Source organism: Nonomuraea marmarensis, from assembly GCF_043197025.1.
GTDB classification, from domain to species: domain Bacteria; phylum Actinomycetota; class Actinomycetes; order Streptosporangiales; family Streptosporangiaceae; genus Nonomuraea; species Nonomuraea marmarensis.
In genome coordinates this window covers 343,316-366,485 of record NZ_JBICRM010000007.1, presented here as the reverse complement: position 1 = coordinate 366,485, position 23,170 = coordinate 343,316, and the positions used below count along the sequence as shown (strand labels likewise).

At 70.0% G+C, this 23,170-nt stretch carries 23 protein-coding genes and 2 pseudogenes; 19 read left to right on the top strand and 6 right to left on the bottom strand.

The annotated features are described in order from the left end of the window. Nucleotides 1-128 precede the first annotated feature (128 nt). The gene (locus ACFLIM_RS14785) at nt 129-1,304 is read left to right on the top strand and encodes a L,D-transpeptidase (protein ID WP_393165491.1); all 1,176 of its coding nucleotides are present in this window, start codon (nt 129-131) and stop codon (nt 1,302-1,304) included. 346 nt (nt 1,305-1,650) lie between these two features. Next, entirely contained in the window at nt 1,651-2,517 is an 867-nt protein-coding gene (locus ACFLIM_RS14780; protein WP_393165489.1) for a fumarylacetoacetate hydrolase family protein, read from the top strand. A 68-nt stretch (nt 2,518-2,585) separates the two neighbouring features. On the opposite strand, the gene ACFLIM_RS14775 is transcribed toward ACFLIM_RS14780, so the two are convergent. Next, a complete protein-coding gene (locus ACFLIM_RS14775; protein WP_393165487.1) occupies nt 2,586-4,586 on the bottom strand; it encodes a glycosyl hydrolase family 28-related protein in 2,001 nt (666 codons plus the stop codon). A gap of 236 nt (nt 4,587-4,822) precedes the next feature. Here ACFLIM_RS14775 and ACFLIM_RS14770 point away from each other — a divergent pair, with 236 nt between their 5' ends. From ACFLIM_RS14770 to ACFLIM_RS14755, 4 genes are read left to right on the top strand one after another with little or no spacing between them, the layout of a single operon-like run. Further along, nucleotides 4,823-5,857, top strand: a complete 1,035-nt coding sequence (locus ACFLIM_RS14770) for an ABC transporter ATP-binding protein (RefSeq protein ID WP_393165485.1) — start codon at nt 4,823-4,825, stop codon at nt 5,855-5,857. 22 nt (nt 5,858-5,879) lie between these two features. Continuing rightward, nucleotides 5,880-7,082, top strand: coding sequence for an ABC transporter substrate-binding protein (locus ACFLIM_RS14765; protein WP_393165483.1), 1,203 nt, complete (start codon nt 5,880-5,882; stop codon nt 7,080-7,082). A gap of 2 nt (nt 7,083-7,084) precedes the next feature. Beyond that, entirely contained in the window at nt 7,085-7,921 is an 837-nt protein-coding gene (locus ACFLIM_RS14760) for an ABC transporter permease (RefSeq protein WP_393165481.1), read from the top strand. Continuing rightward, entirely contained in the window at nt 7,918-8,727 is an 810-nt protein-coding gene (locus ACFLIM_RS14755) for an ABC transporter permease (RefSeq protein WP_393165479.1), read from the top strand. The genes ACFLIM_RS14760 and ACFLIM_RS14755 overlap by 4 nt, the downstream gene beginning before the upstream one ends. Before the next feature lies 1 nt (nt 8,728). Here ACFLIM_RS14755 and ACFLIM_RS14750 read toward each other — a convergent pair whose 3' ends face one another. Then, nucleotides 8,729-9,061 carry a putative quinol monooxygenase gene (locus ACFLIM_RS14750; protein WP_393165477.1) on the bottom strand — a complete coding sequence of 111 codons (333 nt, stop codon included), beginning with the start codon at nt 9,059-9,061 and terminating at the stop codon, nt 8,729-8,731. Nucleotides 9,062-9,167: 106 nt separating this feature from the next. Here ACFLIM_RS14750 and ACFLIM_RS14745 point away from each other — a divergent pair, with 106 nt between their 5' ends. From ACFLIM_RS14745 to ACFLIM_RS14695, 11 genes and pseudogenes are all read left to right on the top strand, one after another. After that, a complete protein-coding gene (locus ACFLIM_RS14745) occupies nt 9,168-10,529 on the top strand; it encodes a lanthionine synthetase LanC family protein (protein WP_393165475.1) in 1,362 nt (453 codons plus the stop codon). Then, the gene (locus ACFLIM_RS14740; protein WP_393165473.1) at nt 10,526-11,479 is read left to right on the top strand and encodes a glutathione S-transferase C-terminal domain-containing protein; all 954 of its coding nucleotides are present in this window, start codon (nt 10,526-10,528) and stop codon (nt 11,477-11,479) included. The genes ACFLIM_RS14745 and ACFLIM_RS14740 overlap by 4 nt, the downstream gene beginning before the upstream one ends. A 222-nt stretch (nt 11,480-11,701) precedes the next feature. After that, complete coding sequence (locus ACFLIM_RS14735) at nt 11,702-12,721, top strand: ABC transporter substrate-binding protein (RefSeq protein ID WP_393165471.1); 1,020 nt, start codon at nt 11,702-11,704, stop codon at nt 12,719-12,721. Next, on the top strand, nt 12,718-13,518 hold the full coding sequence (locus ACFLIM_RS14730) for an ABC transporter ATP-binding protein (protein ID WP_393165469.1): 801 nt from the start codon (nt 12,718-12,720) through the stop codon (nt 13,516-13,518). Before ACFLIM_RS14735 ends, ACFLIM_RS14730 begins: the two co-directional genes overlap by 4 nt. Next, on the top strand, nt 13,511-14,389 hold the full coding sequence (locus ACFLIM_RS14725) for an ABC transporter permease (RefSeq protein WP_393165467.1): 879 nt from the start codon (nt 13,511-13,513) through the stop codon (nt 14,387-14,389). The genes ACFLIM_RS14730 and ACFLIM_RS14725 overlap by 8 nt, the downstream gene beginning before the upstream one ends. 83 nt (nt 14,390-14,472) lie before the next feature. Beyond that, nucleotides 14,473-14,784: pseudogene (locus ACFLIM_RS14720) on the top strand (LLM class flavin-dependent oxidoreductase); the annotation flags it as partial. Further along, the gene (locus ACFLIM_RS14715; RefSeq protein WP_393165465.1) at nt 14,781-15,305 is read left to right on the top strand and encodes an NADPH-dependent FMN reductase; all 525 of its coding nucleotides are present in this window, start codon (nt 14,781-14,783) and stop codon (nt 15,303-15,305) included. The pseudogene ACFLIM_RS14720 and the gene ACFLIM_RS14715, both read left to right, overlap by 4 nt. Nucleotides 15,306-15,436: 131 nt before the next feature. After that, nucleotides 15,437-15,916: a flavin reductase family protein gene (locus ACFLIM_RS14710; protein ID WP_393165463.1), complete on the top strand. Its 480-nt coding sequence runs from the start codon at nt 15,437-15,439 to the stop codon at nt 15,914-15,916. Nucleotides 15,917-16,266: 350 nt separating this feature from the next. Further along, nucleotides 16,267-19,167, top strand: coding sequence for a M36 family metallopeptidase (locus ACFLIM_RS14705; protein WP_393165461.1), 2,901 nt, complete (start codon nt 16,267-16,269; stop codon nt 19,165-19,167). A 148-nt stretch (nt 19,168-19,315) separates the two neighbouring features. Beyond that, nucleotides 19,316-20,515, top strand: a complete 1,200-nt coding sequence (locus tag ACFLIM_RS14700) for an amidohydrolase family protein (RefSeq protein WP_393165459.1) — start codon at nt 19,316-19,318, stop codon at nt 20,513-20,515. Then, on the top strand, nt 20,512-20,781 hold the full coding sequence (locus tag ACFLIM_RS14695; RefSeq protein ID WP_393165457.1) for a hypothetical protein: 270 nt from the start codon (nt 20,512-20,514) through the stop codon (nt 20,779-20,781). Before ACFLIM_RS14700 ends, ACFLIM_RS14695 begins: the two co-directional genes overlap by 4 nt. A gap of 28 nt (nt 20,782-20,809) precedes the next feature. On the opposite strand, the gene ACFLIM_RS14690 is transcribed toward ACFLIM_RS14695, so the two are convergent. Then, complete coding sequence (locus ACFLIM_RS14690) at nt 20,810-21,301, bottom strand: DinB family protein (protein ID WP_393165455.1); 492 nt, start codon at nt 21,299-21,301, stop codon at nt 20,810-20,812. 231 nt (nt 21,302-21,532) lie between these two features. After that, nucleotides 21,533-21,943, bottom strand: a complete 411-nt coding sequence (locus ACFLIM_RS14685; RefSeq protein WP_393165453.1) for a GNAT family N-acetyltransferase — start codon at nt 21,941-21,943, stop codon at nt 21,533-21,535. Nucleotides 21,944-21,958: 15 nt separating this feature from the next. Here ACFLIM_RS14685 and ACFLIM_RS14680 point away from each other — a divergent pair, with 15 nt between their 5' ends. Further along, nucleotides 21,959-22,084: a hypothetical protein gene (locus ACFLIM_RS14680; RefSeq protein ID WP_393165452.1), complete on the top strand. Its 126-nt coding sequence runs from the start codon at nt 21,959-21,961 to the stop codon at nt 22,082-22,084. Nucleotides 22,085-22,170: 86 nt separating this feature from the next. On the opposite strand, the gene ACFLIM_RS14675 is transcribed toward ACFLIM_RS14680, so the two are convergent. Continuing rightward, the gene (locus ACFLIM_RS14675) at nt 22,171-22,581 is read right to left on the bottom strand and encodes a hypothetical protein (protein WP_393165450.1); all 411 of its coding nucleotides are present in this window, start codon (nt 22,579-22,581) and stop codon (nt 22,171-22,173) included. A 118-nt stretch (nt 22,582-22,699) separates the two neighbouring features. Next, the gene (locus ACFLIM_RS14670) at nt 22,700-22,903 is read right to left on the bottom strand and encodes a hypothetical protein (protein WP_393165448.1); all 204 of its coding nucleotides are present in this window, start codon (nt 22,901-22,903) and stop codon (nt 22,700-22,702) included. On the opposite strand from ACFLIM_RS14670, the pseudogene ACFLIM_RS14665 reads away from it, so the two are divergent. Further along, a pseudogene (locus ACFLIM_RS14665) lies at nt 22,902-23,105 on the top strand (LacI family DNA-binding transcriptional regulator); the annotation flags it as partial. The gene ACFLIM_RS14670 and the pseudogene ACFLIM_RS14665 sit on opposite strands and share 2 nt — an antisense overlap. Between the last annotated feature and the right edge of the window lie 65 nt (nt 23,106-23,170).

Below are 23,170 nucleotides of genomic sequence, written 5' to 3'. Positions count from 1 at the left end.
AACGGTGCGGTCAATCCATCGACGGAACAGGCGCATGCGCCCCCCCGTTCTGGGCAGAAGGGCTCGGGATCTACGGCGCGCGGTCTAGTGTGAAATTTACTGATTTGTCAGGCTTGGAGGCATCGGCGATGCGGAACGGCCAGACCATATTCGTCACCACCTTGATCGCGGCGCTCCTGCTCACCGGATGCACCTCCGGCGGCGGCACCGGCGCGCCGGCGAAGCCGCAGGAGCAGGGCCCGGTGGCCAAGCTGTCGATCACGCCTGCCAACGGCACGAAGAAGGTCGCACCCGACACCGGGATCAGCGTCAAGGTCACCGACGGCAAGGTCACCAAGCTGGCCGTCGCCGACGCCAAGGGCCGCGAGGTGGCGGGCGCCGTGGGCGCCGACGGCCTGTGGCGTCCCCGGTGGCCGTTGCGGCCCTCGACCGCGTACACCGTCAGCGCGCAGGCCACGGGCACGGACGGAAAGCCGGTCACGGGCCAGTCCGCGTTCACCACTCTCAAGCCGAAGCGCGTGCTGGAGAGTGGCATGTCGCCCCTGGACGGCGAGAAGGTGGGCGTCGGCATGCCCGTCCAGCTCCTGCTGTCCCAGTCGGTGACCGCCAAGAAGGACCGGGCCGCGATCGAGCGGTCGCTGGTGGTGCGCATGTCCAAGCCGGTCGAGGGCGCCTGGAGCTGGGTGAGCGACCGGGAGGTGCAGTTCAGGCCGCGCGAGTACTGGCCGGTCGGGGAGAAGGTCACGGTCGTCGCGCACCTGGCGGGCCTGCGGGCCGGGCAGAGCCTGTGGGGCACCAAGGACCGCAGCCTGGCCTTCACCGTCGGCCCCGAGCACATCACCAAGGTCAGCGCCCAGGACCACCGGGCGGTCGTGCGGAAGGACGGCGAGGTCGTCAGGACCATCCCGGTCAGCCTGGGCAAGCCGGGCGACGACAGCTACTCCGGCGTCATGATCGCCCAGGAGAAGTCCGCGGAGACCATCATGGACTCGGCCACGATCGGCAAGCCGGGCGAATACCGCATCCGTACCAAGTGGAACGTCCGGATGACCTACAGCGGCACGTTCTTCCACGCCGCCCCCTGGTCGACCGGCGCGCAGGGCAACTCGAACGTCAGCCACGGCTGCGTGAACGCCAGCCCGGCCAACGCCCGCTGGTTCTACGAGTTCACCCAGCGGGGCGACATCATCGAGGTCGCCGGCACGTCCAGGAAGCTGCGGTTCGGCAACGGGCCGACACCGTGGGCCAAGTCGTGGCAGTCGTGGCTGGCGGGCAGCGCCCTCGGCAAGCCCATCAACGGGTAGCCCGGGGGCCGCGCGCGGCCGGAGCCGGCGACGCAGACTGGGAGCATGACACCGCCGTCGAAGGAAGGTGTTGTGGTACCGCGTGCCTGCTGACGGATCGGGACGGGGGCTCGTCCGGCTGCCCGCCGTCCTGTTGTGGCTGCTGGTCTGGCTGCTGAACGTCTACGAGTTCATGGTGGCCTTCTGACTGGTCACCACCGTCGATCGGGACGAGCTGCCGTCGCGCAGCGTACTCGCTCGGCTACTGGATGGCATGGCTTTTCGCCCATCACCCCCGGCAAACTCCTCACCTGACCGGATAGGGGAGACTCGCACCAGACTCGTCTGATGAGAGTGAGGAGCAGGCATGCACATCGTACGGTTCGTCAGCCCCCTGACCGGTGCCGCCGCGGTCGGCGTCGACGACGGCGAGCAGGTGGTGGAGCTGTCCGGGGTCACCACCGTGGGCGAGCTGCTGCGGCTGCCGTCCGGGGAGCTCCGGGAGCGGTGCTCGGCGGCGGACGGGGCCCGGCACCCGTCCACGGCGGTGCGCAGGCTGGCGCCGGTCGACGGGCTGATGGAGGTGTGGGCGGCGGGCGTGACCTACCGCCGCTCGCGCGAGGCGCGGGTGATCGAGAGCGAACGGTCCGCCGACGTGTACGAGCTGGTCTACGACGCCGAACGGCCCGAGCTGTTCTTCAAGTCGGTGGCGTGGAAGGTCTCCGGGGACGGCGGGCGCATCGCCGTACGCGCGGACTCGGAGATCGACGTGCCGGAGCCGGAGCTCGGGCTGGTGCTGAACGCGTCCGGGGAGATCGTCGGGTACACGGTGGTCGACGACGTGAGCTCGCGCACCATCGAGGGCGTCAACCCGCTGTACCTGCCGCAGGCCAAGATCTACCTGGGCGCGTGCGCCGTCGGCCCGGCGATCAGGCCCGCGTGGGAGGTGGCCGACCCCTACGCCCTGGACATCACGCTGACCATCGGCCGGGCCGGGGAGACGGTGTGGGACGGGAAGGCGTCCACGTCGGGGCTGCACCGGCGGCTGGACGACCTGGCGGGTTACCTCTTCCGCGCCGACACCTTCCCGGAGGGCGCCGTGCTGGCCACCGGCACCAGCCTGGTCCCCGACCTGCCGTTCACGCTGGGGGACGGGGACACGGTGAGCATCGGCATCGCCGAGATCGGCACGCTGACGACCACCGTGGTCAGGGGCCTGGAGGCGATGCGCTGACCCCGGCTCAGCCGAGGAGGGGCCGGTGGGCCGCCCGGACCCTGGGGCAGCCCACCGGCACGCGGGTGTCACCAGGGGGACGGGGCCGGGGGCGCGACGACCGGCGGGCGGTCGTCGCAGGTGATGGTGTTCGGCAGCTCCCACGGCGCGAGCCACGGCCCGGTCGTGCCGCCCCCGTCGTTGCCGCCGAGGTCGGTCAGCGAGAACTCTGAGCCCGTGGCCGGGAAGCCGAACGACCCGCAGTTGTTCACGCCGACCGCGCCGACGTTACGCGCGTCCACGTTCTCGAACGTGGCCGAGCCCTTCACCCGGGCGCTGACCACCGAGGTGCCGGTGCCGTCGACCCTGACGTCCTTGAAGTGCACGTTCGTGATCGAGTACAGGTCCTTCACCGACCACTCGCTCACCAGCATGATCGCGTTGTAGGTGTTGTCGAGGAAGTGGTTGCCGACCACCTGGATGTCGGCGTCGATGCTCTTCTCCAGCGCGTAGAACCAGATGGCGCCCAGGCCGATGTTCCAGTTCAGCTCGTACGTGCCCGACCTGACCGTGGTGTTGTCCGTGATGTGCAGCCCCCCGGTGAACGGCTCGGCGCCGAAGCGGGAGCCGACCTGGATGGCGCTGCCCTCCCTGATGGGGTCGGCGACGAGGTTGTTCGAGATCGTGTTGTCCCGGCCGCCGTAGACGGCGATGCCGTTGGCCAGCACGGGCGTCTGAACGGTGTTGTGGTCGAACGTGTTGCCGGTGTTCGCCGTCTTCTCCGACCACATGGCCAGCGCGTCGTCACCCGAGTTGCGCAGGAAGTTGTTCGACACGACCGAGTCGGTGACGCCGGTGTGGAAGTTGATGGCGTCGGCGATCTGGTCGACGATGACGTTGTTCGTGATCCGCAGGTTCGTCATCGGGCCGTCGAACCACATGCCCACCTTGGTGTGCCGGAGGTGCAGGCCGTCGATGGTGGAGTCGCTCAGCGCGCCGCCGACGCCGTTCACCTGGTCGGTGTCGATGCGCTCCCGTACGTCGCCCTCGATCGCGAACCCCGACAGGTGCACGTTCCTGCTGCCCCCGGCCGCCGCGTCCTTGCCGTAGAAGCCGACGCCCGTGTGCACCGACCCGTCGGGGGCCGGGGTGCCGAGCGCGACCTCGCGGCCCTTGATGATCGTGTACCAGCTCCCCGCCCCGGCGATCGTCACGTCGTCCACGATGATGTGCCGGTTCACCTGGTACGTCCCCGGCGGCACGTACACCTTGAGCCGCTTCTTCCTGGCGAAGGCGATCGCCTTGTCGAACGCCCCGGCCGAGTCGTGCCGCCCGGACGGGTCCGCTCCGAACGCCAGCACGTTGGCGGCCACGATCTCGACCCGCGGTGGGCCGACGAGCTGGGAGTCGAGCAGGTCGATGACCGTCCAGGCGGCGTTGCTCTTCGCGGGGACCGTCAGCCGTACCCGGTCGCCGGCCCGATACTTCTTGCCGAGCAGCAGGCGTTGCTCGTCGTAGAAGTGGTTCGGGCGGAACGGCTTCGCGATCGACGGCGGCGGCGTCGTGGCGCCGGGCACGCACGAGCACTCGGTGATCCACCAGTCGGGGTGCAGCAGGCCGGCGGCCGGGTCGTTGGAGAACGGATACTGGTTGTACAACCACGCGTACTGCGACGTGAGCGTCATCGTCGTGCGGCCCTTGCCGTTGACCGTGACGTCGAGTGGCGCGGTGATGCCGCCCCCGCCCGGCGCGTCCGGGATGCTGTAGCGCACGGTGATCGCGTTGGCCGCGCTCGGCAGCGTGAACTCGACGTGCTGCCCCGGCGCCAGCCTGACCGCCTTGCGCCCCGACGCCTCCGCGGGCAGCGTGTACGCGGTGCGATCGGGGCCGATGACCGTGCCGTCCGTGACGGCGTTCTCCGCCTCCTGCTCGGCGAAGTCCACGGCGGCGCCCCGGCCCGCGACGAGCGCCGGGTCCAGCGCCGCCCGCGTCACGACGGGAGCCCTGGCGGCTGAGCTGGCGGCGAAGGCGGGGTCGATGCCGATGCTGAGGGCCAGTGCGGTGGCGGTTAACGCCGCGATCGTTCGCATCCCGGTGCTCGATTCTCTCGGGGGGTGAGGTGACAGTAGGTCCCCCGCACACCGTTCCACAAGGTCCTGTGAAGGACTTTCGGCTTCTTGCGAGCAAGCTGCGAAGTTCACTCAAATTCTTGCGCTAGCAGCGCAACCCGCTTACGGCGCTTGCGCCGCGACCAACGCCCGGCTCGGCCCCACCGGGCAGCCGATCCCCGTTGTCGAGAAGCATTTGAGATCATATGTTTTCGGTTATGCAAGACAGCAAGACGGCCGTCGGCTTACGCGGGCTGCGTAAGGAGTTCGGGCCGGTCACCGCCGTTGACGGCATCCAGCTCGACGTGCGCGACGGCGAGTTCTTCGCCATGCTGGGCCCGTCGGGCTCGGGCAAGACCACGGTGCTGCGCCTGATCGCCGGGTTCGAGACCCCCACGGCGGGGCGCGTCGAGCTGGGCGGCAGGGACGTGACCCGGCTGGCCCCCTTCGAGCGGGACGTCAACACCGTCTTCCAGGACTACGCGTTGTTCCCGCACATGAACGTGCTCGCCAACGTGGAATACGGCCTGCGGGTCAAGAGGGTCGCCAGGGCCGAGCGGCGGGAGCGGGCACTGGCCGCGCTGCGCTCGGTGCGGCTGGAGGGCTTCGAGGCGCGGCGGCCCGGCCAGCTCTCCGGCGGCCAGCGGCAGCGGGTCGCGCTCGCCAGGGCGCTGGTCAACCGGCCGCGCGTGTTGCTGCTCGACGAGCCGCTCGGCGCGCTCGACCTCAAGTTGCGCGAGGAGATGCAGGTCGAGCTGAAGGAGTTGCAGCGCGAGGTCGGCATCACGTTCCTGTTCGTCACGCACGACCAGGAGGAGGCGCTGACGATGAGCGACCGGGTGGCGGTGTTCGACCGGGGCCGGATCGAGCAGGTCGGCACGCCCGCCGAGGTCTACGAGCGGCCCGCGACCGAGTTCGTGGCCGGGTTCGTCGGCACCTCGAACCTCATCACGGGAGCCGCCGCCGAGAAGGTGGTCGGCCGGGCGGGCACGTACAGCATCCGGCCCGAGAAGCTGCGCGTCGTGCTGGACGACGCGCAGGACGCCGGGCCGGGCGAGCATTTCGCCGCCGGGACGGTCGCGGAGGTCGTGTACGCGGGCGCGGCCACCAGGTTCGTCGTCGATCTCGACGCGGGCGGCCGGTTGATCGCGCTCCAGCAGAACCTCCAGGTCTCGTCCATGGACGTGATGGGCCTGAGAGGCGCCCGGGTCCGGCTCGTGTGGCAACGGCGGCACGAGTTCGAGATCTCCTAGCAGGGATCTTTTAGGAGGACATATGCGACCCACCGGATCAGCGATTGCGGCGGCCGCCCTCGTGCTCGCCACCGCGTGTGGCGGCGGCGGTGGCACCACCACCGGAAGCGCCGCGCCCGGCCAGAGCGGCTTCGCCCCGCCCAAGATCGGCGCACTGCAGAGCGTCGGCACGGGCGAGGGCCAGGTCAACCTCGTAGCCTGGGCCGGATACGTCGAGGACGGCAGCAACGACCCCAAGGTCGACTGGGTCACCCCGTTCGAGCAGGCCACCGGCTGCCAGGTGAACACCAAGGTGGCGGGCACCTCGGACGAGATGGTCAACCTGATGAAGACCGGCGAGTACGACGCGGTCTCGGCCTCCGGCGACGCCTCCCTGCGCCTGATCGCGGGTGGCACGGTCGCGCCGGTCAACACCAGCCTGATCCCCAACTACACCGACGTGTTCGACGGCCTCAAGAGCAAGCCATGGAACTCCGTGAACGGCGTCGCGTACGGCGTCCCGCACGGCCGCGGCGCCAACCTGCTGATGTGGCGCACCGACACCGTCAAGCCCGCCCCCGACTCGTGGAGCGTGGTGTTCGACCCGGCCTCGCCGTACAAGGGCAAGGTGACGGCCTACGACTCGCCCATCTACATCGCCGACGCCGCCGTCTACCTGATGGCGACCAAGCCGGACCTCGGCATCAAGAACCCGTACGCGCTGGACGACAAGCAGTTCCAGGCCGCCGTGGACCTGCTGAAGCAGCAGCGGCAGCTCGTCGGAGAGTACTGGTCGGACTACACCAAGGAGATCCAGGCGTTCAAGAGCGGCGACTCGGTGGTCGGCACCACCTGGCAGGTGATCGTCAACGTGGCCCAGGGCGAGAAGGCGCCGGTGCAGGCCACGCTGCCGAAGGAGGGCGCGACCGGCTGGTCGGACACCTGGATGGTGGCGGCCAAGGCACCGCACCCGAACTGCGCGTACAAGTGGCTCGACCACATCATCTCGCCGAAGGCGAACGCCCAGGTCGCGGAGTATTTCGGCGAGGCCCCGTCGAACGCCAAGGCGTGCCAGGAGACCGCCGACGCCAAGCACTGCGAGACCTTCCACGCCACTGACGAGACGTACTTCTCCAAGGTCTACTACTGGACCACCCCGATCCCCCAGTGCCTCGACGGCCGTACCGACGTGAAGTGCAAGGACTACGCCGAGTGGACGCGGGCCTGGACGGAGATCAAGGGTTGACGATGCTCCGGCGCTCGGCCGCCGCCCTCCTGCACCGCAGGCCGGGGATACGGCTGTCGCTGCTGCTGTCGGCGCCGCTGGCGTGGCTCGGGCTGGCCTACCTGGGGGCGCTGGCGGCGCTGTTCGTCACCGCGTTCTACACCACCGACACCTTCACCGGGGAGCTGGTCAGGACATTCACCTGGGCCAACTTCCAGGATCTGGTCACGGCGGAGGTCTACCGGACGGTGACGCTGCGCTCGATCGGGGTGGCACTCGCGGTGACGGCGATCGACCTGGTGGTGGCGTTCCCGATGGCGTTCGCGATGGCCAAGCTGTCCTCGCCGCGGGCCCGGCCCTGGCTGATGATCGCCGTGCTGACGCCGCTGTGGGCCTCCTACCTGGTCAAGGCGTACGCGTGGCGGGTGATGTTGTCGTCGGGCGGGCTGCTGGGGTGGGGGTTCGGGGTGACGGCGACCGTGCTGACGCTGGCGTACCTGTGGTTGCCGTACATGATCCTGCCGATCTACGCCGGGCTCGAGCGGCTGCCCGACTCCCTGCTGGAGGCGGCGGGGGATCTGGGGGCGCGGGCCTGGCAGGTGTTCCGGACGGTGGTGTGGCCGCTGGCGTTCCCGGCCGTGGTCGCGGGGTCGATCTTCACGTTCTCGTTGTCGCTGGGCGACTACATCGCCGTCAAGATCGTCGGGGGGCGGAGCCAGCTCATCGGGAACGTCGTCTACGACAACATCGGGGCCGCCAACAACCTGCCGTTCGCCGCCGCCGTGGCGACCGTGCCCGTCGTGGTCATGCTGGCGTATCTGGCGGCGGTGCGCCGTACCGGGGCATTGGAGAACCTGTGAACCTGTCGCGTAACGCCCGGTTCGTGTTCCGGCTCGCGCTCGCCGCGGGGCTGGGCGTGATCTACGTGCCGCTGGTGGTCGTGCTGCTCAACTCGTTCAACGCCGACCGCACGTTCGGCTGGCCGCCGCCGGGGCTGACCACCAGGTGGTGGGGCGCGGCGTGGAGCTCGTCGGGGGTGCGGGCGGCCTTGTGGACGTCCGTGCAGGCCGGGCTGGGGGCCACGGCGATCGCGCTGGTGCTGGGGACGATGGCGGCCTTCGCCGTGCAGCGGTACCGGTTCTTCGGGCGCGACACGGTGTCGTTGCTGATCATCCTGCCGATAGCGCTGCCCGGCATCGTGACCGGGATCGCGCTGAACAACGCCTTCCGCGCCGTGCTGGAGCCGTTCGGGGTGGGGCTCGGGTTGTTCACGGTGGTGGTCGGGCATGCCACGTTCTGCGTGGTGACGGTCTACAACAACGTGCTGGCCCGGCTGCGGCGGATGGGGAGTTCGCTGGAGGAGGCGTCGGCGGATCTCGGGGCGGACCCGTTCACCACGTTCCGGCTGGTGACGTTCCCGATGATGCGCTCGGCGCTGCTGGCGGGCGGGCTGCTGGCGTTCGCGCTGTCCTTCGACGAGATCATCGTGACGACCTTCACGGCAGGGGCCGGGGTGCGGACCCTGCCGATCTGGATCTTCGAGAACCTCTTCAGGCCCAACCAGGCGCCGGTGGTGAACGTGGTCGCCGCCGCCCTGATCGTGGCCTCGGTAGTGCCGATCTACCTCGCCCAGCGCCTGTCCTCCGACGCGGGTCAGTTGCGATAAGTCAGTCGCGGTCGGGCACGGCCATCTCGCCGAGCAGGGACCAGTCGTCGTGCGGCACGGTCGTGTTCACGATGCGCGGCGTCTGCGCGAGGTAGGGCGGCAGCGTCTGCTGGGCCTGCTTGAAGTGGGCCGACTGCACGTGCGCCGCCCCGGCCGCGTCGTCGCGGAACGCCTCCACCAGGACGTATTCGGCCGGGTCCGCCAGGCTGCGCGACCAGTCGAACCACAGGCAGCCGGGCTCGGCCCGGGTGGCCTCGGTGAACTCACGGGCGATCTCCGGCCAGCGGTCGGCGTGCTCTGGCAGAATACGGAACTTGGCGGTGATGAAGATCATCGAGCTGACTCCATGGATCGGCTGCGCTACGGCACGAGACTAGCGGCCCCCAGGTCATCTTCGAGTTATCCCGAATTACCTACCAAAAGTATGGGATAATGCTGGTGTGAGTCTGGACAGGATCCGCGCGTCGAGCGCCCGGGCCGATTCTCCGCTGACCGCCGCCATCCTGGCGGGGCGCTGGATCAGATCCGCCGCGGCCGACGACGAGCATGGCAGGCGCTGGGTGGCCAACCCCGATCCACGCGGTGGTTCCGCGGTCACCTCTGAGCCCTGGTCTCTGTATTCGGGGGCGGCGGGCATCGTGCTGTTCTTCCTCGAGTTGGCCGCCGCGACCGGCCATGAGGCGTACCTGGAGGACGCGCGGGCCGGGGCTGGCAGGCTCGCCGCCACCTGGCGTGAGCAGGACGACCTCTCGCTCTACCACGGGCTGACCGGCACGATGGTGGCGCTCATGGAGGCGGGCTGGGTGCTCGGCGACGGCCGTTTCGAGACCGAGGCCGCGGCCATCGCCGACGAGATCGTCCGCAGGGGCCGGGTTCCCGGTGATCCCGCGGGGCGCGCCCAGGGCTGGCCGCGCGATCCGGCGCAGCGCGGCGAGGGCGGCATCGTCCTGGGCCTGCTGCGCGCCGCCGCGCACCTCGGCGTGCCCGCCTACGAGGAGGCGGCGGTCGAGGCGGGCCTGCGCATCGCCCGGCTGCCCGTCCCCGGGCACCGCTTCGGCGACTGCGCCGACCTTCCGGTCGACGCCGTCACGCCGGGCTTCCTCGCCGGTACGGCGGGCACGGCGTTCCTCCTGGCCCGCCTGTACGGCGTGACGGGCGACGAACGTTTCCTGTTCGCCGCTCGCAGCGGCGCCGCCTTCGTCCGCGAGGTCAGCGTCGTGAGCGAGGGCTGCGCGGTCGTCCCGCACCACGTGCCGCACGCCCGGGGGCTGCACTACCTGGGGTTCTGCTCCGGCTCCGCGGGCGTGGCCAGGATGTTCTACGAGCTCTACCGGGTCACCGGCGACCCCGGCGACCTGGACTGGGTGGAGCGGCTGGCCCGCGGCATCGTCCAGAGCGGCGTGCCGCGGCGGCGTACCGAGGGTTACTGGAACGTGGCCTGCCAGTGTTGCGGCACGGCCGGCCTGATCGAGCTCTTCGTCGGCCTGTGGGCGGCGACCGGGCAGGAGTCGCACCTGGAGTACGCCCGCAAGCTCGCCACCGACCTGATCGGCCGGGCCACCGACCACGACGGGCGGGGCTACCGCTGGTACCAGGCGTACCGGCGGTTGCGGCCCGGAGAGGTGACGGCCGACACTGGCTACATGGTGGGCACGGCCGGCATCGGCGCCGCGCTGCTCCACCTGGACGCCGCGGGGCAGGCGGACCGGGCGCGCCGGGTGATCCTGCTGCCCGACAACCCGTTCCCCGCCATCCCCGTGCCCACCTCGGCGCTGCGCCTCGATTCGGGAGAAGCCTCATGACCACCTTCGCCTCCCCGGTGGACCTCGGCACGTTCGGCCCGTACGGACCCGGGCGCCTGCACACCTCCGCCGGCTGGAACCGTCCGGTCTACCCCTTCCAGGGCCGCGTCACCGCCGACGGGTCCAGCGGGTTCCGTGCCGAGCCCGGCCGCTACCACCTCTACATCGCCTGGGTCTGCCCGTGGGCCCAGCGCACGGCGATCGTCAGGAAGCTCAAGGGGCTGGAGGAGGTGGTGTCGCTGTCGTACGTGGACGACGAGCGCGACAGCCGCGGCTGGGCCTTCCGCGAGCGCCGCGGACCCGACCCGGTCAACGGCTTCACCTTCCTGGAGCAGGCGTACGACGCCACCGAGCCCGGGTATCCCGGCCACATCTCCGTGCCCGTGTTGTGGGACCGGGAGACCGGCGGGATCGTCAGCAACAACTTCCCCGACATCACCATCGACCTGGGCACCGCGTTCGAGAAGTGGGCGGACACCTCGGTCGACCTCTACCCGGAGGACCTGCGGGGCCGGATCGACGAGCTGAACGAGGAGATCTACCACGACGTCAACAACGCCCCCTACAAGGTCGCCGGGGCCACGAACCAGGACGACTACGAGGAGCACCGCCACCGCGTCATCACCGCGCTCGAACGGCTGGAGGAGCGGCTGGGGGAGAGCAGGTACCTGTTCGGGGACCGGATCACCGAGTCGGACGTGCGGTTGTGGGTCACGCTGGTCAGGTTCGACCTGGGCTACAACCCGCTGGCGAAGATCAGCGAGCGGGCGCTGACGGACTTCCCCAACCTGTGGGCGTACGCTCGCGACCTCTACCAGCGGCCCGCCTTCCGTGACACGACGGAGTTCGCCGCGCTGCGCTTCTCCGAGGGGCCCGCGCCGTCCTTCCTCAACGGCGGCCCGAAGCGGATCACGGTCGAGCCCGCCCTGGCCGACTGGGACGCTCGTTAGACCCGGTCCACAGCGGGTGGGGGCGGTCTCGCGGAGAGATTCTATGTATATCCAGTAGGAAATGTTGACTTTACTGATCTGGGCTCGTAGGTTCGTAAGCATGAGCCAGGGCCTTTACCTGACCCGGCGCCCGCACGTGGACTTCGGCCACGTCGCCAGCGCGCAGTGTCGCTGATCACGTACCGGAAATCAGACCTCTCCCCCCTTCCAGAGGATCCCATCGTGATCAAGATCAGACATGCCCTCCTCGCTGCGCTGCTGCCGGCCCTGCTGGCCGGCTGCGGCTCCGCCGAGGGATCGGCGAGACCCGGAGAGACGGAGGTGAAGGTGCTGCGCTACCAGGGCAGCGTCGGCGCCGTCACCTTCCCCGAGCTGGCCGAGGAGCTCGGCTACCTCGGCGACATCAAGCTGAAGTGGGTGGGCAACACCACCTCGGGCCCGCAGGACATCCAGTCTGCGGCGACCGGCCAGACGGACTTCGGCGGCGCCTTCGACGGCGCGATCGTCAAGCTCAAGGCGGCCAAGGCCCCGATCAAGGCGGTGATCGGCTACTACGGCTCCGACAAGGACACCTTCAGCGGCTACTACGTGGCCGAGAACAGCCCGATCAGGACCGCCCGCGACCTCATCGGCAAGAAGATCGGCGTCAACACCCTCGGCGCCCACCACGAGGCCGTCATCAAGGAATACCTCAAGCGCGAGGGGCTGACGCCGGAGGAGATCAAGCAGGTCCAGCTCGTGGTGATCCCACCGGTCAACACCGAGCAGGCGGTACGCCAGGGGCAGCTCGACGTGGGCACCCTCGGCGGCGTGCTCAAGGACAAGGCCCTCGAACGCGGCGGGCTGCGGCCGCTGTTCACCGACGTCGGGCTGCTCGGCCCGTTCACCGCCGGAGCCGTCGTCCTGCGCGAGGACTTCATCGCCGAGAACCCCACCACCACCAAGACCTTCGTGGCCGCCTTCGCCAAGGCCATCGAGTGGGCGCAGACCCACTCGCGCGAGGAGGTCGTCGCCAAGTTCGAGCAGATCATCGCCAAGCGCGGGCGCAACGAGAGCAGTGACACCGTGCGGTTCTGGAAGAGCACCGGCATCGCAGGCAAGGGAGGCGTCATCGCCGCCCAGGAGTTCAAGACGTGGATCGACTGGCTGGAACGCGAGGGTGAGATCAAGCCCGGCCAGGTCAAGGTCGCCGACCTCTACACCAACACGTTCAACCCCTACGCCGGCGGGAGCACCTCATGACCAAGATCAGCATCCGGCACGCGACCAAGACGTTCCAGGTCAGAGACGAGCCTTTCACCGCGCTCGCGGGCATCGACCTGGACGTGCGCGAGGGCGAGTTCCTCACTCTCGTCGGCCCCAGCGGCTGCGGCAAGTCCACCCTCCTCGACCTGATCGCCGGGCTGACCGGGCTGACGGGCGGCCAGATCCTCATCGACGGCGCCCCCGTCACCGGCCCCGGGCTCGACCGCGGCATCGTCTTCCAGCAGTACGCCCTGTTCCCCTGGCGCACCGCCCAGGCCAACGTCGAGTTCGGCCTGGAGGCGAAGGCGGTGCCGAAGAAGGAGCGGGCGCGGCGGGCCCGCGAGCATCTCGCGCTGGTGGGCCTGGCCGGGTTCGAGGAACGTTACCCGCACGAGCTGTCCGGCGGCATGCGGCAGCGGGTGGCGATCGCCCGCAGCCTGGCGTTCGACCCGGACGTGCTGCTGATGGACGAGCCGTTCGCCGCCCTGGACGCGCAGACCCGCGAGTCCCTGCAGGAGGAGTTGGTGCACGTCTGGGAGCGGACCGGCAAGACCGTCATCTTCATCACGCACGGCATCGACGAGGCCGTCTACCTGGGGCAGCGGGTCGCGGTGATGACCTCCAGGCCGGGCCGGATCAAGGAGATCGTCGAGGTGCGCTTCGACTCCCGCGAGGGGGACCTGCGGGCGGACCCGGCGTTCGGCGAGTACCGGCACCACGTGTGGACGCTGCTGCGCGACGAGGTGGCGGCGGCGCAGGTGCAGGAGCGGAAGGTGGCGACCTCCCATGGCTGACCCCGTCGTGAGCGAACGGCTCCCCGGCGACGTCCACTGGTACGACCTGCCGGACGACGAGGCCGAACCCGACGAGACTCCGGAAGCCCCTCCCCGAGCGCGTCGCTGGACCATCGGCGGCAAGGTCCGGCGGGCGGTCAGGAACTCCGCGGCCATCCTGCTCCTCCTGGCCCTCTGGGAGGCGCTGCCCCGGCTGGGCGTCGTGGACCGGGTCTTCGTGCCCCCGCTCTCCGAGAACCTCGTCGCCTGGTCGGACCTGCTGGTCAGCGGCCGGCTCCCGGAGCACCTGGAGGCGTCGCTGGTCCGCTCGCTGGCCGGCTTCGGCCTGGCGATCGTGCTGGCCATCCCGCTCGGCCTGCTGATCGGCTGGTACAAACCGGTCGCCGACTTCCTCACCCCGTTGCTGGAATTGTTCCGCAACACCTCGGCGGTGGCGCTGCTGCCCGTGTTCACGCTGATCCTGGGCATCGGGGAGACCACGAAGATCACGTTCGTCCTGTACGCGTGCTCCTGGCCGATCCTGCTCAACACCATCAGCGGCGTGAAGACCGTCGAACCGCTGCTCATCAAGTCGGCCAGGTCGATGGGCCTCGGTCCGGTGCGCCTGTTCCAGAAGGTGATCCTGCCCGCCGCCGTGCCCACCATCTTCACCGGGGTACGGCTGGCGGGGGCGTACTCGATCCTGGTCCTGCTGTTCGCCGAGATGGTCGGCGCCAAGGCCGGGCTCGGCTACCTCATCCTCGAAACCCAGTCGAGCTTCCGCATCCCCGACATGTACGCCGGGATCATCACCATCTCCGTGCTCGGCCTGCTGTTCAACCTGCTCCTGGTCGGCGTCGAGCGCCGCTTCTCCACTTGGAGGACCTCGTGACGAGAAAGCTCCACCTGAACGCCTTCCTCATGGGCGTCGGCCACCACGAGGCGGCCTGGCGACACCCCCGCACCGAGCCCGCCCGCCTCACGGTCAGGCAACTCCTCGGCCGCCTCGCGGGCGGGCGCGGTCACCGCGTCGTCGCCGGCACGCCCGAGCAGATCGCCGACCAGCTCCAGGAGTGGTTCTTCGCCGGGGCGGCCGACGGGTTCAACATCATGCCGCCGATCCTGCACGCCGGCCTGGCCGACTTCGTCGACTACGTGGTGCCGGAGCTGCAGATCAGGGGTCTGTTCCGGTACGAGTACGAAGGCCGTACCCTCCGCGACAACTACGGCCTGCCCAGACCCTCGTCCCGGTACGCCGCGCGGCGCGAAGTGGCGGTGGCCCGATGAGCATCCTGACGCTGGTAGGCAACCCCAGGCCGGGCTCCCGCACGCTTGCCGTGGCGGGCGCGGCAGCCCAGGCGGTCGGGGGGCGGCTCGGGGCCGCCGAGGGCTCGTACGAGACCGTGGACCTGTCCGAGCTCGGCCCCCACCTGCTGTCGCCCGGCAAGTCGCCCGGGGTGGAGGCGGCGCTGGAGCTGGTACGGGAGGCGAGTGTGCTGGTGGTGGCGAGCCCGACGTACAAGGGCACGTACACCGGGTTGCTCAAGTCCTTCATCGACCGGTTCCCGCCCGACGCGCTGGCCGGCAAGGTGGCGCTGCCGCTGCTGGTCATGGGGGACGCGAAGCATTCGCTGGCGGTGGAGGTGCACCTGCGTCCGCTGCTGGTGGAGGTGGGCGCCACCGTGCCCACGCCCGGTCTGGTGGTGCTGGAATCCCAGCTCTCTGGGCTGGAGGAGGTGCTGGCGGCCTGGGCCGACCGGGTCGCGCCGCAGGTGGCCGCAGTGCTCAAGGAAGGGGTGCTCGGATGACCTTGCCGTTGAGACGGACGCGCCCGGTGGCGAAGAGGAGGCGAGGGCGCGCGGTGGACGAGTTCCGGCGGGCGCCTGCGGCGGATGCCGAGGGGGCCTGGCGAGCTGACGGTTTCCAGGGTGAATCCGCCGTGGATGCCGACGGGTTCCGGCAGGCGCTCGCGGTGCACGCGGCCGGCGTCGTCATCATCACCGCGCAGACGGACGGCATCCCCGTGGGCCTCACCGCCACGTCGTTCTCCTCCGTCAGCCTGGACCCGCCGCTGGTGTCCTTCTACGTCGACCGATCCTCCACCACCTGGCCGCTGCTGGGTTCGGCGGACCACTTCGCCGTCAACGTGCTGGCCAGCGACCAGGCGGAGCTCGCGGCCAGGTTCGCCCGCAAGAACGTGGACCGTTTCGCCGAGCCCACCCGCTGGCGCGCCGGTCCGCTCGGGGCGCCCCTGTTGCGGGACGTCTCGGCCCACCTGATCTGCCTCCCGCAGGAGACGGTGGACGTGGGCGACCACATCCTGGTGGTGGGCCTGGTCGCCGAGGCCATGGTGCACGGGGCCGGCCGTCCCCTCCTGTACCACCAGGGCCGCTTCGGCCGCTTCCTCGCCCATCCCTGAGCAACACCTGCGGCCGCCCGGTGCTTTGCCGGGCGGCCGCCGCATGCATTCCGGGGATCGTTCCACGATGTTCCAGCCGGGACACCTTCGGCGGCCGGGCCTCGCGCAAGCGGGCGACGCCGGCCCAGTTCCGGAGCCGGTTGGAGCTGATGCCGGGGCAACTCGGCGCGCTGGTCTTCGTGCGCGACAGGTTCGCCGGGTCCGCCGAGGCGCTGGCCACCTGTCCCGCACTTTCACCGCTTATACGCCGAAATGTCGGCCTTTACAAGATCTTGTCACGACAGTGAAGTGGTGTTACCTCTTGCGAAGATGCGCACAACCTGCGCATCACTGGCACGCAGGAGGGAATCGTGTCGACCAAGTCCTGGTTACGCATCACTCTCATCGCCGCCGCGCTCAGCGCGTCGGCTCTTCCCCTCACAGGGACCGCCCAAGGCGAACCCGGCGGGCAGGCCCAGCAGATCCACGACTTCCAAGCGGAGAACCACGGCAAACCCGATCTGGACAACCGCCAGGGCCGGGTGCCGCCGCCCGCCGGAGCCAACGCGCGCAGCGCGGCCTCCGGGGCGGAGATCCGCTGGAACGCCCTCGGCACCCCGGCCGCCGTCACCAGCGCGGAACCGCTGGCCGACGGCCTGAGCTCCGATCCGGAACAGGCCGCCCGCGCCTACCTCAAGAGCAACGAAGGCATCTTCGGCCTGCCGCCCGAGGCGGTCGACGCGCTGGAGAAGGTCGCGGTCAACCCCATCGGCGCGGGTCACGCCGTGCTGCTGCGCCAGCGCTTCGGCGACCTGCCGGCCGGCGTGGACGGCCTTGTCGCGATCGGCGTCGCGAACGGCCAGGTCAGGTACGTCACGTCCTCGTTGTCCCGTGAGACCGAGGCGCCCCCGGCCGCGGCGATCACCGCGCAGCAGGCCCTCGACATCGCCGCCAGGGACGGCGGCATCGACCTGGCCACGGCGGTCACCAAGCAGGCCACGCCGGTGGCGGTGCCCGCGCCCGACGGGGTGCACAGCGCGTACGAGGTGGTGCTGATCGGCGGTGGGCAGGGGGAGGCGGCGGCGTACACGACGAACGTGGACGCGGTCAGCGGCGCCATCCTCACGCGGGAGAACCTCGTCGACCACTTCGACCCGGACAATCCGCGCTGGGAGGCGTTCCCGTCGAACCCACGGGACGACTACTCCTCCAGGGACACCCGTCAGACGTGGTGCTTCACCAAGGCCCCCGGTTGCGACTACGTGAGCGGCGGCGACCCGGGGACGGGCAAGGCGTGGGACGTGAACCACGCCACGAACGCGCCGAGCAACTCCAGCCTCGGCAACGCGACGAGGACCGCCGAGAACCGGGCGAGCGGTGACTCGTTCACCGTCGGCACCCGCTCCAACGTGCTCACACCGAGCCGGAACTACATATACCCGTGGCGCAACACCTGGCACGAGGCCAAGTGTGACCCCGCCACGTTCGACCAGAGCGGGGAGGCGGACCTCGAGGCCGCCATCGCCAACCTGAACGCCATGCACAACCGCATCCACGACTGGTCCTACCGGCTCGGCTTCACCGAGACCGCCTGGAACATGCAGGTCGACAACGGCGAGCGCGGCGGGCTCGGCAACGACCCCGAGCAGGGCAACGCCCAGGCCGGCGCCCGCGTCCTGTCGGTGCGCGACAACGCCAACCAGATCACCGGCCCCGACGGGGTCGCGCCGATCACGAACATGTACCTGTGGCAGCCGATCGCCGGCTCGTTCTACTCGCCGTGCGTGGACGGCGACTACGACATGTCGGTCATCGGCCACGAATACACCCACGCCATCTCCGGCCGCATGATCGGCGGACCGAACGCCGGCTGGAGCGGCGCCCAGGCCGGCGCCATGAACGAGAGCACCTCCGACCTGGTGGCGATGGAGTACCTGTACGAGTACGGCTTCCGCCCCTCCGGCCTGACCCCGTACGTCACCGGCGGCTACGTGACCGGGGACAAGGAACGCGGTATCAGGAACTACGACATGTCGAAGTCCCCGCTCAACTACAGCGACATCGCCTACGACATCGTCGGCCAGCAGGTGCACGCCGACGGCGAGATCTGGTCGGCCACGCAGTTCGACGTGCGCGCGGCCTTCGTCAAGCGGTACGGCGACGGCACGGCCAACCAGCAGAAGTCCTGCGCGGACGGCCAGACCCCGGTCGAGCGTTGCCCGGGCAACCGGCGCTGGGCGCAACTCTCGTTCGACGCCCTGCTGCTGATGGCCTCGGGCGCGGTCAGCTACGTCGATCACCGCGACGCGCTGCTGGCGGCCGACGCGATCCGCTTCGGCGGCAAGAACCAGGACATCATGTGGCGCGCGTTCGCCGAGCACGGCCTGGGCGAGGGCGCGGCGAGCAACGGCCAGAACGACGCCGATCCGACGCCGAGTTTCGTCAACCCGGCGGGCAAGAACGGCTCGCTGCAGCTCAAGCCCCTGGGCGAGGCGAAGGGCGCGGCGCTGCGGCTGTACGTGGGCGACTACGAGGGACGCGTGGTCCCAGTCGCCGACACCGACCCGGCGACGCCGCTCGGCGACACCGTGGAGATGACGCCGGGCGTGTACGACTTCGTGGCGGCGGGCAACGGGTTCGGGCACGCAAGGCTGAAGTTCGTGGTGGTGCCGGGCGTGACGCTGCCGCTCCCGCTGGCGCTGACCCGCAACCTCGCCTCGGCGGCGGGCGGCGCGACGGCCACGGGCGACGGCGTCAACCAGGCCAAGCTGATCGACGAGACCGAGGCCACGAACTGGGCCTCGCTCACCGGTGCGCCGGCCGGCAAGTCCGTCGTCGTGGACCTGGCGGGCGACAGCCCGGTCAAGATCCGCAGGGTGCAGGTGAGCGCGATGCTCAGGCCCAGCGTCGGCGACCCGGCCGACCCTGGGGCGCAGAACCGCTTCTCCAGCCTGCGTGCCTTCGAGGTGCTGGCCTGCAGCAAGGACTGCGCCTCGCCGGCGAACTTCACGAAGATCTACACCAGCCCGGCGAACGCGTTCGACTCCGGGCTGCCGCGTCCCCGTGGCGCGGACCTGGTCTTCAAGTCGTTCGGCGTGCAGGCCACGAGTGCCACGCACCTGATGTTCCGGGTGCTGACCACGCAGTGCACCGGCAACCCGCGCTACGCCGGTGAGCAGGACAACGATCCGAACTCCGCGACGGACTGCGCCGCGGCCAGCCCGCAGCGGGACCAGGTCAGGGCGGCCGAGTTCCAGGCGTACTCGCACTGATCTTTTCGGTACGGCCCGCGCCCTCGTGGCGCGGGCCGCTTGGCTCCTAATAGTTAGATGCCGTACTATCTCACGAAGAATCATCCTTTCCTAGGAAGGGGTGTATTCGGCCTCGAAGTAGTTCGATGCCTAACTAGATTGGAGAGACATGCGTACCTTGATCCGCAATGTTCGCGTCTTCGACGGCGAGCGGACCGTGCCCGGCGCCGACGTACTGATCGACGGGGACCGCATCGGCGAGCCGGACGGGAGCGCGGACGCCGAGGTGGACGGCACGGGGAAGACGCTGCTGCCGGGCCTGATCGACGCGCACGCGCACGCCTTCGACGGCGACCTGGAGGAGGCGCTGAAGTTCGGCGTCACGACCGAGCTCGACATGAACAACCTGCCGCCCATCCTGGCCGCGCAGCGCCGGCAGGCCGCCGAGCGCGACGACGTGGCGGACCTCCGCAGCTCCAGCATGATCGCCACCGCACCCCACGGGCATCCGACCCAGATCATGACCGCCGACGTGCTGAGAGCCCTCGGTACGGATCGCCCGCTCGACACGGTCGCGGACACCGGCGAGGCCAAGGCGTTCGTCGAGGCGCGGCTGGCGGAGGGCGTCGACTACCTGAAGATCGCGATCGACGACGGCGGCGCGTCCGGGATGCAGCTGCCCGCGCTCAGCCCCGAGCTCGCCGCCGTCCTGGTCGAGGCCGGGCACGCCGCCGGGCTGAAGGTCATCGCGCACACGGTCACCGCCAGGGAGGCGCTCATCGCGCTCGACGCCGGGGTGGACGGGCTGGCACACCTCTATTCCGACGTGGACCAGGAGCGGGGCGGGGAGCTGGCCGCGCGGGTCGCCTCGTACGACGCGTTCGTGGTCAGCACGATCACGTACATCGAGGCCGTCACCGGGGATCTTGGCGGGGCGGAGCTGCTGCGGGACGCGCGGGTCGCGGGGCGGATGTCCGAACGGTCGAAGGCCACGTTCAGCCGGGAGTTCTCCGGCATCCCCATGCATTCCGAAGGGGTGGCCAACGCCTCGCACGCCGCCCTGGCGCTGCTGCGGGCCGGGGTGCCGGTGCTGGCGGGCACCGACTCGACGCCGTTCGGGCCCGTGCACGGGGCCGGGTTGCACCACGAGCTGCTGCTGCTGACCGAGGCGGGGCTGACGGGGGAGGAGGCGCTCGCGGCGGCCACCAGCGTGCCGGCCCGTTCGTTCGGGCTCGCCGACCGGGGCAGGATCGCGCCGGGACTCCGCGCCGACCTGCTGCTCGTGGACGGCGACCCGACCACGGACATCACCGCCACCAGGGCCATCGCCGAGGTGTGGCGGGGCGGGGTACGCCAGGGGCAGTCGTGAGCGAGTCCGTCGCGGCGGGCCGGTTCTTTCCGGTCCTGCGGGTCGCGGTCGCGGCGCAGGCGGTGGCCATCATGGCACAGGCGGTCACCGCCGGGCTGCTGCTGTCCACGTCCGGTGGCCGGAGCGCGCACGCCCTCACCGCCGTGATCGTCACCGTCACGGCGCTGGGGCAGCTCATGGCCGCGATCCTGGTGTGGCGGCCGGGCGGGGGACCGGGGCGGTTCTTTGTCGGCACCCGCCGCTCGATCATGCTCGCCTGGTGGTGAGATGGGCCCCTCGGGATCGGGCAGAGGACTATCGCGGCCCGAGCCCTGTCTTTCCATCGAGCAGCTCGCGTACCACGTCGAGGTGGCCCGCATGGCGTGCGGTCTCCTCGATCATGTGCAGGACGATCCCGCGCAGGTCGTTGATCTCGTCTCCGAGCGGACCTGGGTGACGTTCACGCGGAGGCGTCGACAGGGGCAAAGAGGCAAGGACGGCGTTGGATCGTTCGCACTGGGCGCGATAGAACGCGAACACCACAGCTGGAGGTCGCGGGGTGAGCAGCGGCGTGTGGTCGTCGGGCCAGGGCAGCGGCTCTGCGGCGCCGGTGGCGATTTCCTGGAACCAGTGCCGCTCGGCGTGGCCGAGGTGTTCCACAAGACCCAGCGGTGTCCATCCCGAGGGCAGGACCGCGGTGGTCAGCGCTTCGACGTCGAGGCCGTCAATGATCGCCAGAACGCTGGCGCGTTGCGCCTCCAGGAACGTCAGCAGTGCGTCCTTCTCATCGTCGTCCACCCGGTCCACGCCCTTCCTGATCAGATGACGCAGTGTTCGCCGGGAACCTCGCGCAGGATCGCCAACGGAGAGCCGCACATTAGCAAACGGGACCGACATCCTTCGGGCACCGGCGCGGGTGAGTCGGCAGGCCCTCAGTTCCGCACCAGCGTGCTGCTCGTCGGCCAGGTCTGGCGCCGACCGGCGTGCCGGATCGCCGGGTGCGGTGGCCATGGCGCATCAGGGCGCCGGGCCCAGTGATCATGTTCCGGTCAGCGTAGTGGGAGTCGCTTGGATTGAGTGATCCCGGACGAAGGACACGTTGCGGGCGTACCTGTGGAACCCCATTGCCTGATAGGTCGCCCGGGCGGCGGGATAGTCGTCGTCACCACGAGCGCAGACTCGCGCGGATGCGGCGCCCAGCCGCCGCGCGGCGTGCAGGGCGGCGAGCGTCGCGGCGGTGGCCAGGCCGAGACGGCGATGTCCTGGATCTGTGCCGACAGGCTCGAGAGCGGCGACCCGGTTGTGCTCGTCCAGCCAGGCCAGGCAGAACGCCACAGGTGTGCCATCCGGGGCCTCGACCAGCCAGTCCAACTCCAAGCGGTAGGGCTGGGCGCGCATGACCTGGAGGTAGCTGTCGGGGGTGACCTTGGAGGGCGGCAGGTTCGGCAACGAGAACGCGGCCCGGTGAACTCTCGCCCGGGCCGCAGCGTCGCTCTCGCCGCGCAGGTGGCGCAGGGTGTAGCCGTCCGGGACCCCCGGTTGCGGCAGATCGTCGAGACCACGCCGGAGGTGGATGAAGAACGGTCCTGAGGTCTGTTCGCGGTATCCATGGCCGCGCAGGATCTTCGCGAGATCCGCTTCGGCGTCCAGCAGGGTGATCAGGCGACGTTCGTGGGTCAGTAGATGCGGTGCTTGTGGCCGCAGTTGTCGAACTTGCCGGCCCAGCAGGTGAACGTGTACACGCGCTCGATCCCGCGCCCGCTCCAGCTGCCGACGACCCTGCCGTCCCACGACTTGTTGAACGTGTGCCGGCGGCCGTTCTGGTAGTACTCGAACCACACCCAGCCCTTCTTGCCGCCCCTGTTGTCCACGCCGTGCCACTTCGTGAAGACCTTGCCGCCGCTCTTCCACGTCTTGCCGAACGTGTACGCCTTGCGGTCGCTCGAGAAGTACTTGCCCCAGTTGCCGCCGGTGCTGGACTGGGAGGCCGTGGTCGTGTGCGTGGCCGCCTGGGCGGCCGGTGTGAGGGCGATTCCGGTGACGGCCATGGAACCGGCGAGAGTGGCGATCGCAAGAGCCTTACGCATTGGGTTTCTCCCCTGTCGGTGCGCCGGTTGGTCCGGCAGCAGGGACATTACGGAGGCCCGGCGCGATCATCTATGCAGAAATCCGCACACCAATGGTGATCAGGGACACACCCGTCAGTCAGGAGGTTGTGGCAGGCTGGCCGGCCAGCCTGTCCGCCTGGAACGGGACGAACGGCGGCTGCGACGTCGTGGCCTGGGCGGTGCCGGGGCCGTAGGGGAGGGCGCCCCCGCCCGCCAGTACCGGCACCGTCTTCTGCATCTCGGCGAGCTGCGCGTTCCCGATCAGCTGGCCGCGCAGCAGCACGGGTCGTGCCGGAGTCATGACATCGGCGCGGATCCTCACGGCCGTTGACTGCAGGGGCACCGCGAATGGGCAGTACTCTTCAAACCGGTCTGTCGCCCCGAACGAAAGGACACCGCGGATGCCCCATGCGGCGAGGCCCACGGTCACGCTGCACGACGTGGCCGCGGCGGCCGGAGTCTCGGTCTCCACCGCGTCCAGGGTCCTGGGCGGCAGCACCCGGAAGGTCGCGCCCGAATACGAGGCCCGCGTGCTGGCCGCGGCGACGGCCCTGCGGTACACGGTGGA

Excerpts from the sequence above, each read along its gene's own strand:
- ACFLIM_RS14715 (WP_393165465.1), top strand. The coding sequence starts at position 14,781 with ATGAGCATCCTGACGCTGGTAGGCAACCCCAGGCCGGGCTCCCGCACG.
- ACFLIM_RS14740 (WP_393165473.1), top strand. The coding sequence starts at position 10,526 with ATGACCACCTTCGCCTCCCCGGTGGACCTCGGCACGTTCGGCCCGTAC.
- ACFLIM_RS14730 (WP_393165469.1), top strand. The coding sequence starts at position 12,718 with ATGACCAAGATCAGCATCCGGCACGCGACCAAGACGTTCCAGGTCAGA.
- ACFLIM_RS14675 (WP_393165450.1), bottom strand. The coding sequence starts at position 22,581 with ATGCGTAAGGCTCTTGCGATCGCCACTCTCGCCGGTTCCATGGCCGTC.
- ACFLIM_RS14770 (WP_393165485.1), top strand. The coding sequence starts at position 4,823 with ATGCAAGACAGCAAGACGGCCGTCGGCTTACGCGGGCTGCGTAAGGAG.
- ACFLIM_RS14700 (WP_393165459.1), top strand. The coding sequence starts at position 19,316 with ATGCGTACCTTGATCCGCAATGTTCGCGTCTTCGACGGCGAGCGGACC.
- ACFLIM_RS14760 (WP_393165481.1), top strand. The coding sequence starts at position 7,085 with ATGCTCCGGCGCTCGGCCGCCGCCCTCCTGCACCGCAGGCCGGGGATA.
- ACFLIM_RS14765 (WP_393165483.1), top strand. The coding sequence starts at position 5,880 with ATGCGACCCACCGGATCAGCGATTGCGGCGGCCGCCCTCGTGCTCGCC.
- ACFLIM_RS14750 (WP_393165477.1), bottom strand. The coding sequence starts at position 9,061 with ATGATCTTCATCACCGCCAAGTTCCGTATTCTGCCAGAGCACGCCGAC.
- ACFLIM_RS14725 (WP_393165467.1), top strand. The coding sequence starts at position 13,511 with ATGGCTGACCCCGTCGTGAGCGAACGGCTCCCCGGCGACGTCCACTGG.
- ACFLIM_RS14775 (WP_393165487.1), bottom strand. The coding sequence starts at position 4,586 with ATGCGAACGATCGCGGCGTTAACCGCCACCGCACTGGCCCTCAGCATC.
- ACFLIM_RS14785 (WP_393165491.1), top strand. The coding sequence starts at position 129 with ATGCGGAACGGCCAGACCATATTCGTCACCACCTTGATCGCGGCGCTC.
- ACFLIM_RS14670 (WP_393165448.1), bottom strand. The coding sequence starts at position 22,903 with ATGACTCCGGCACGACCCGTGCTGCTGCGCGGCCAGCTGATCGGGAAC.
- ACFLIM_RS14780 (WP_393165489.1), top strand. The coding sequence starts at position 1,651 with ATGCACATCGTACGGTTCGTCAGCCCCCTGACCGGTGCCGCCGCGGTC.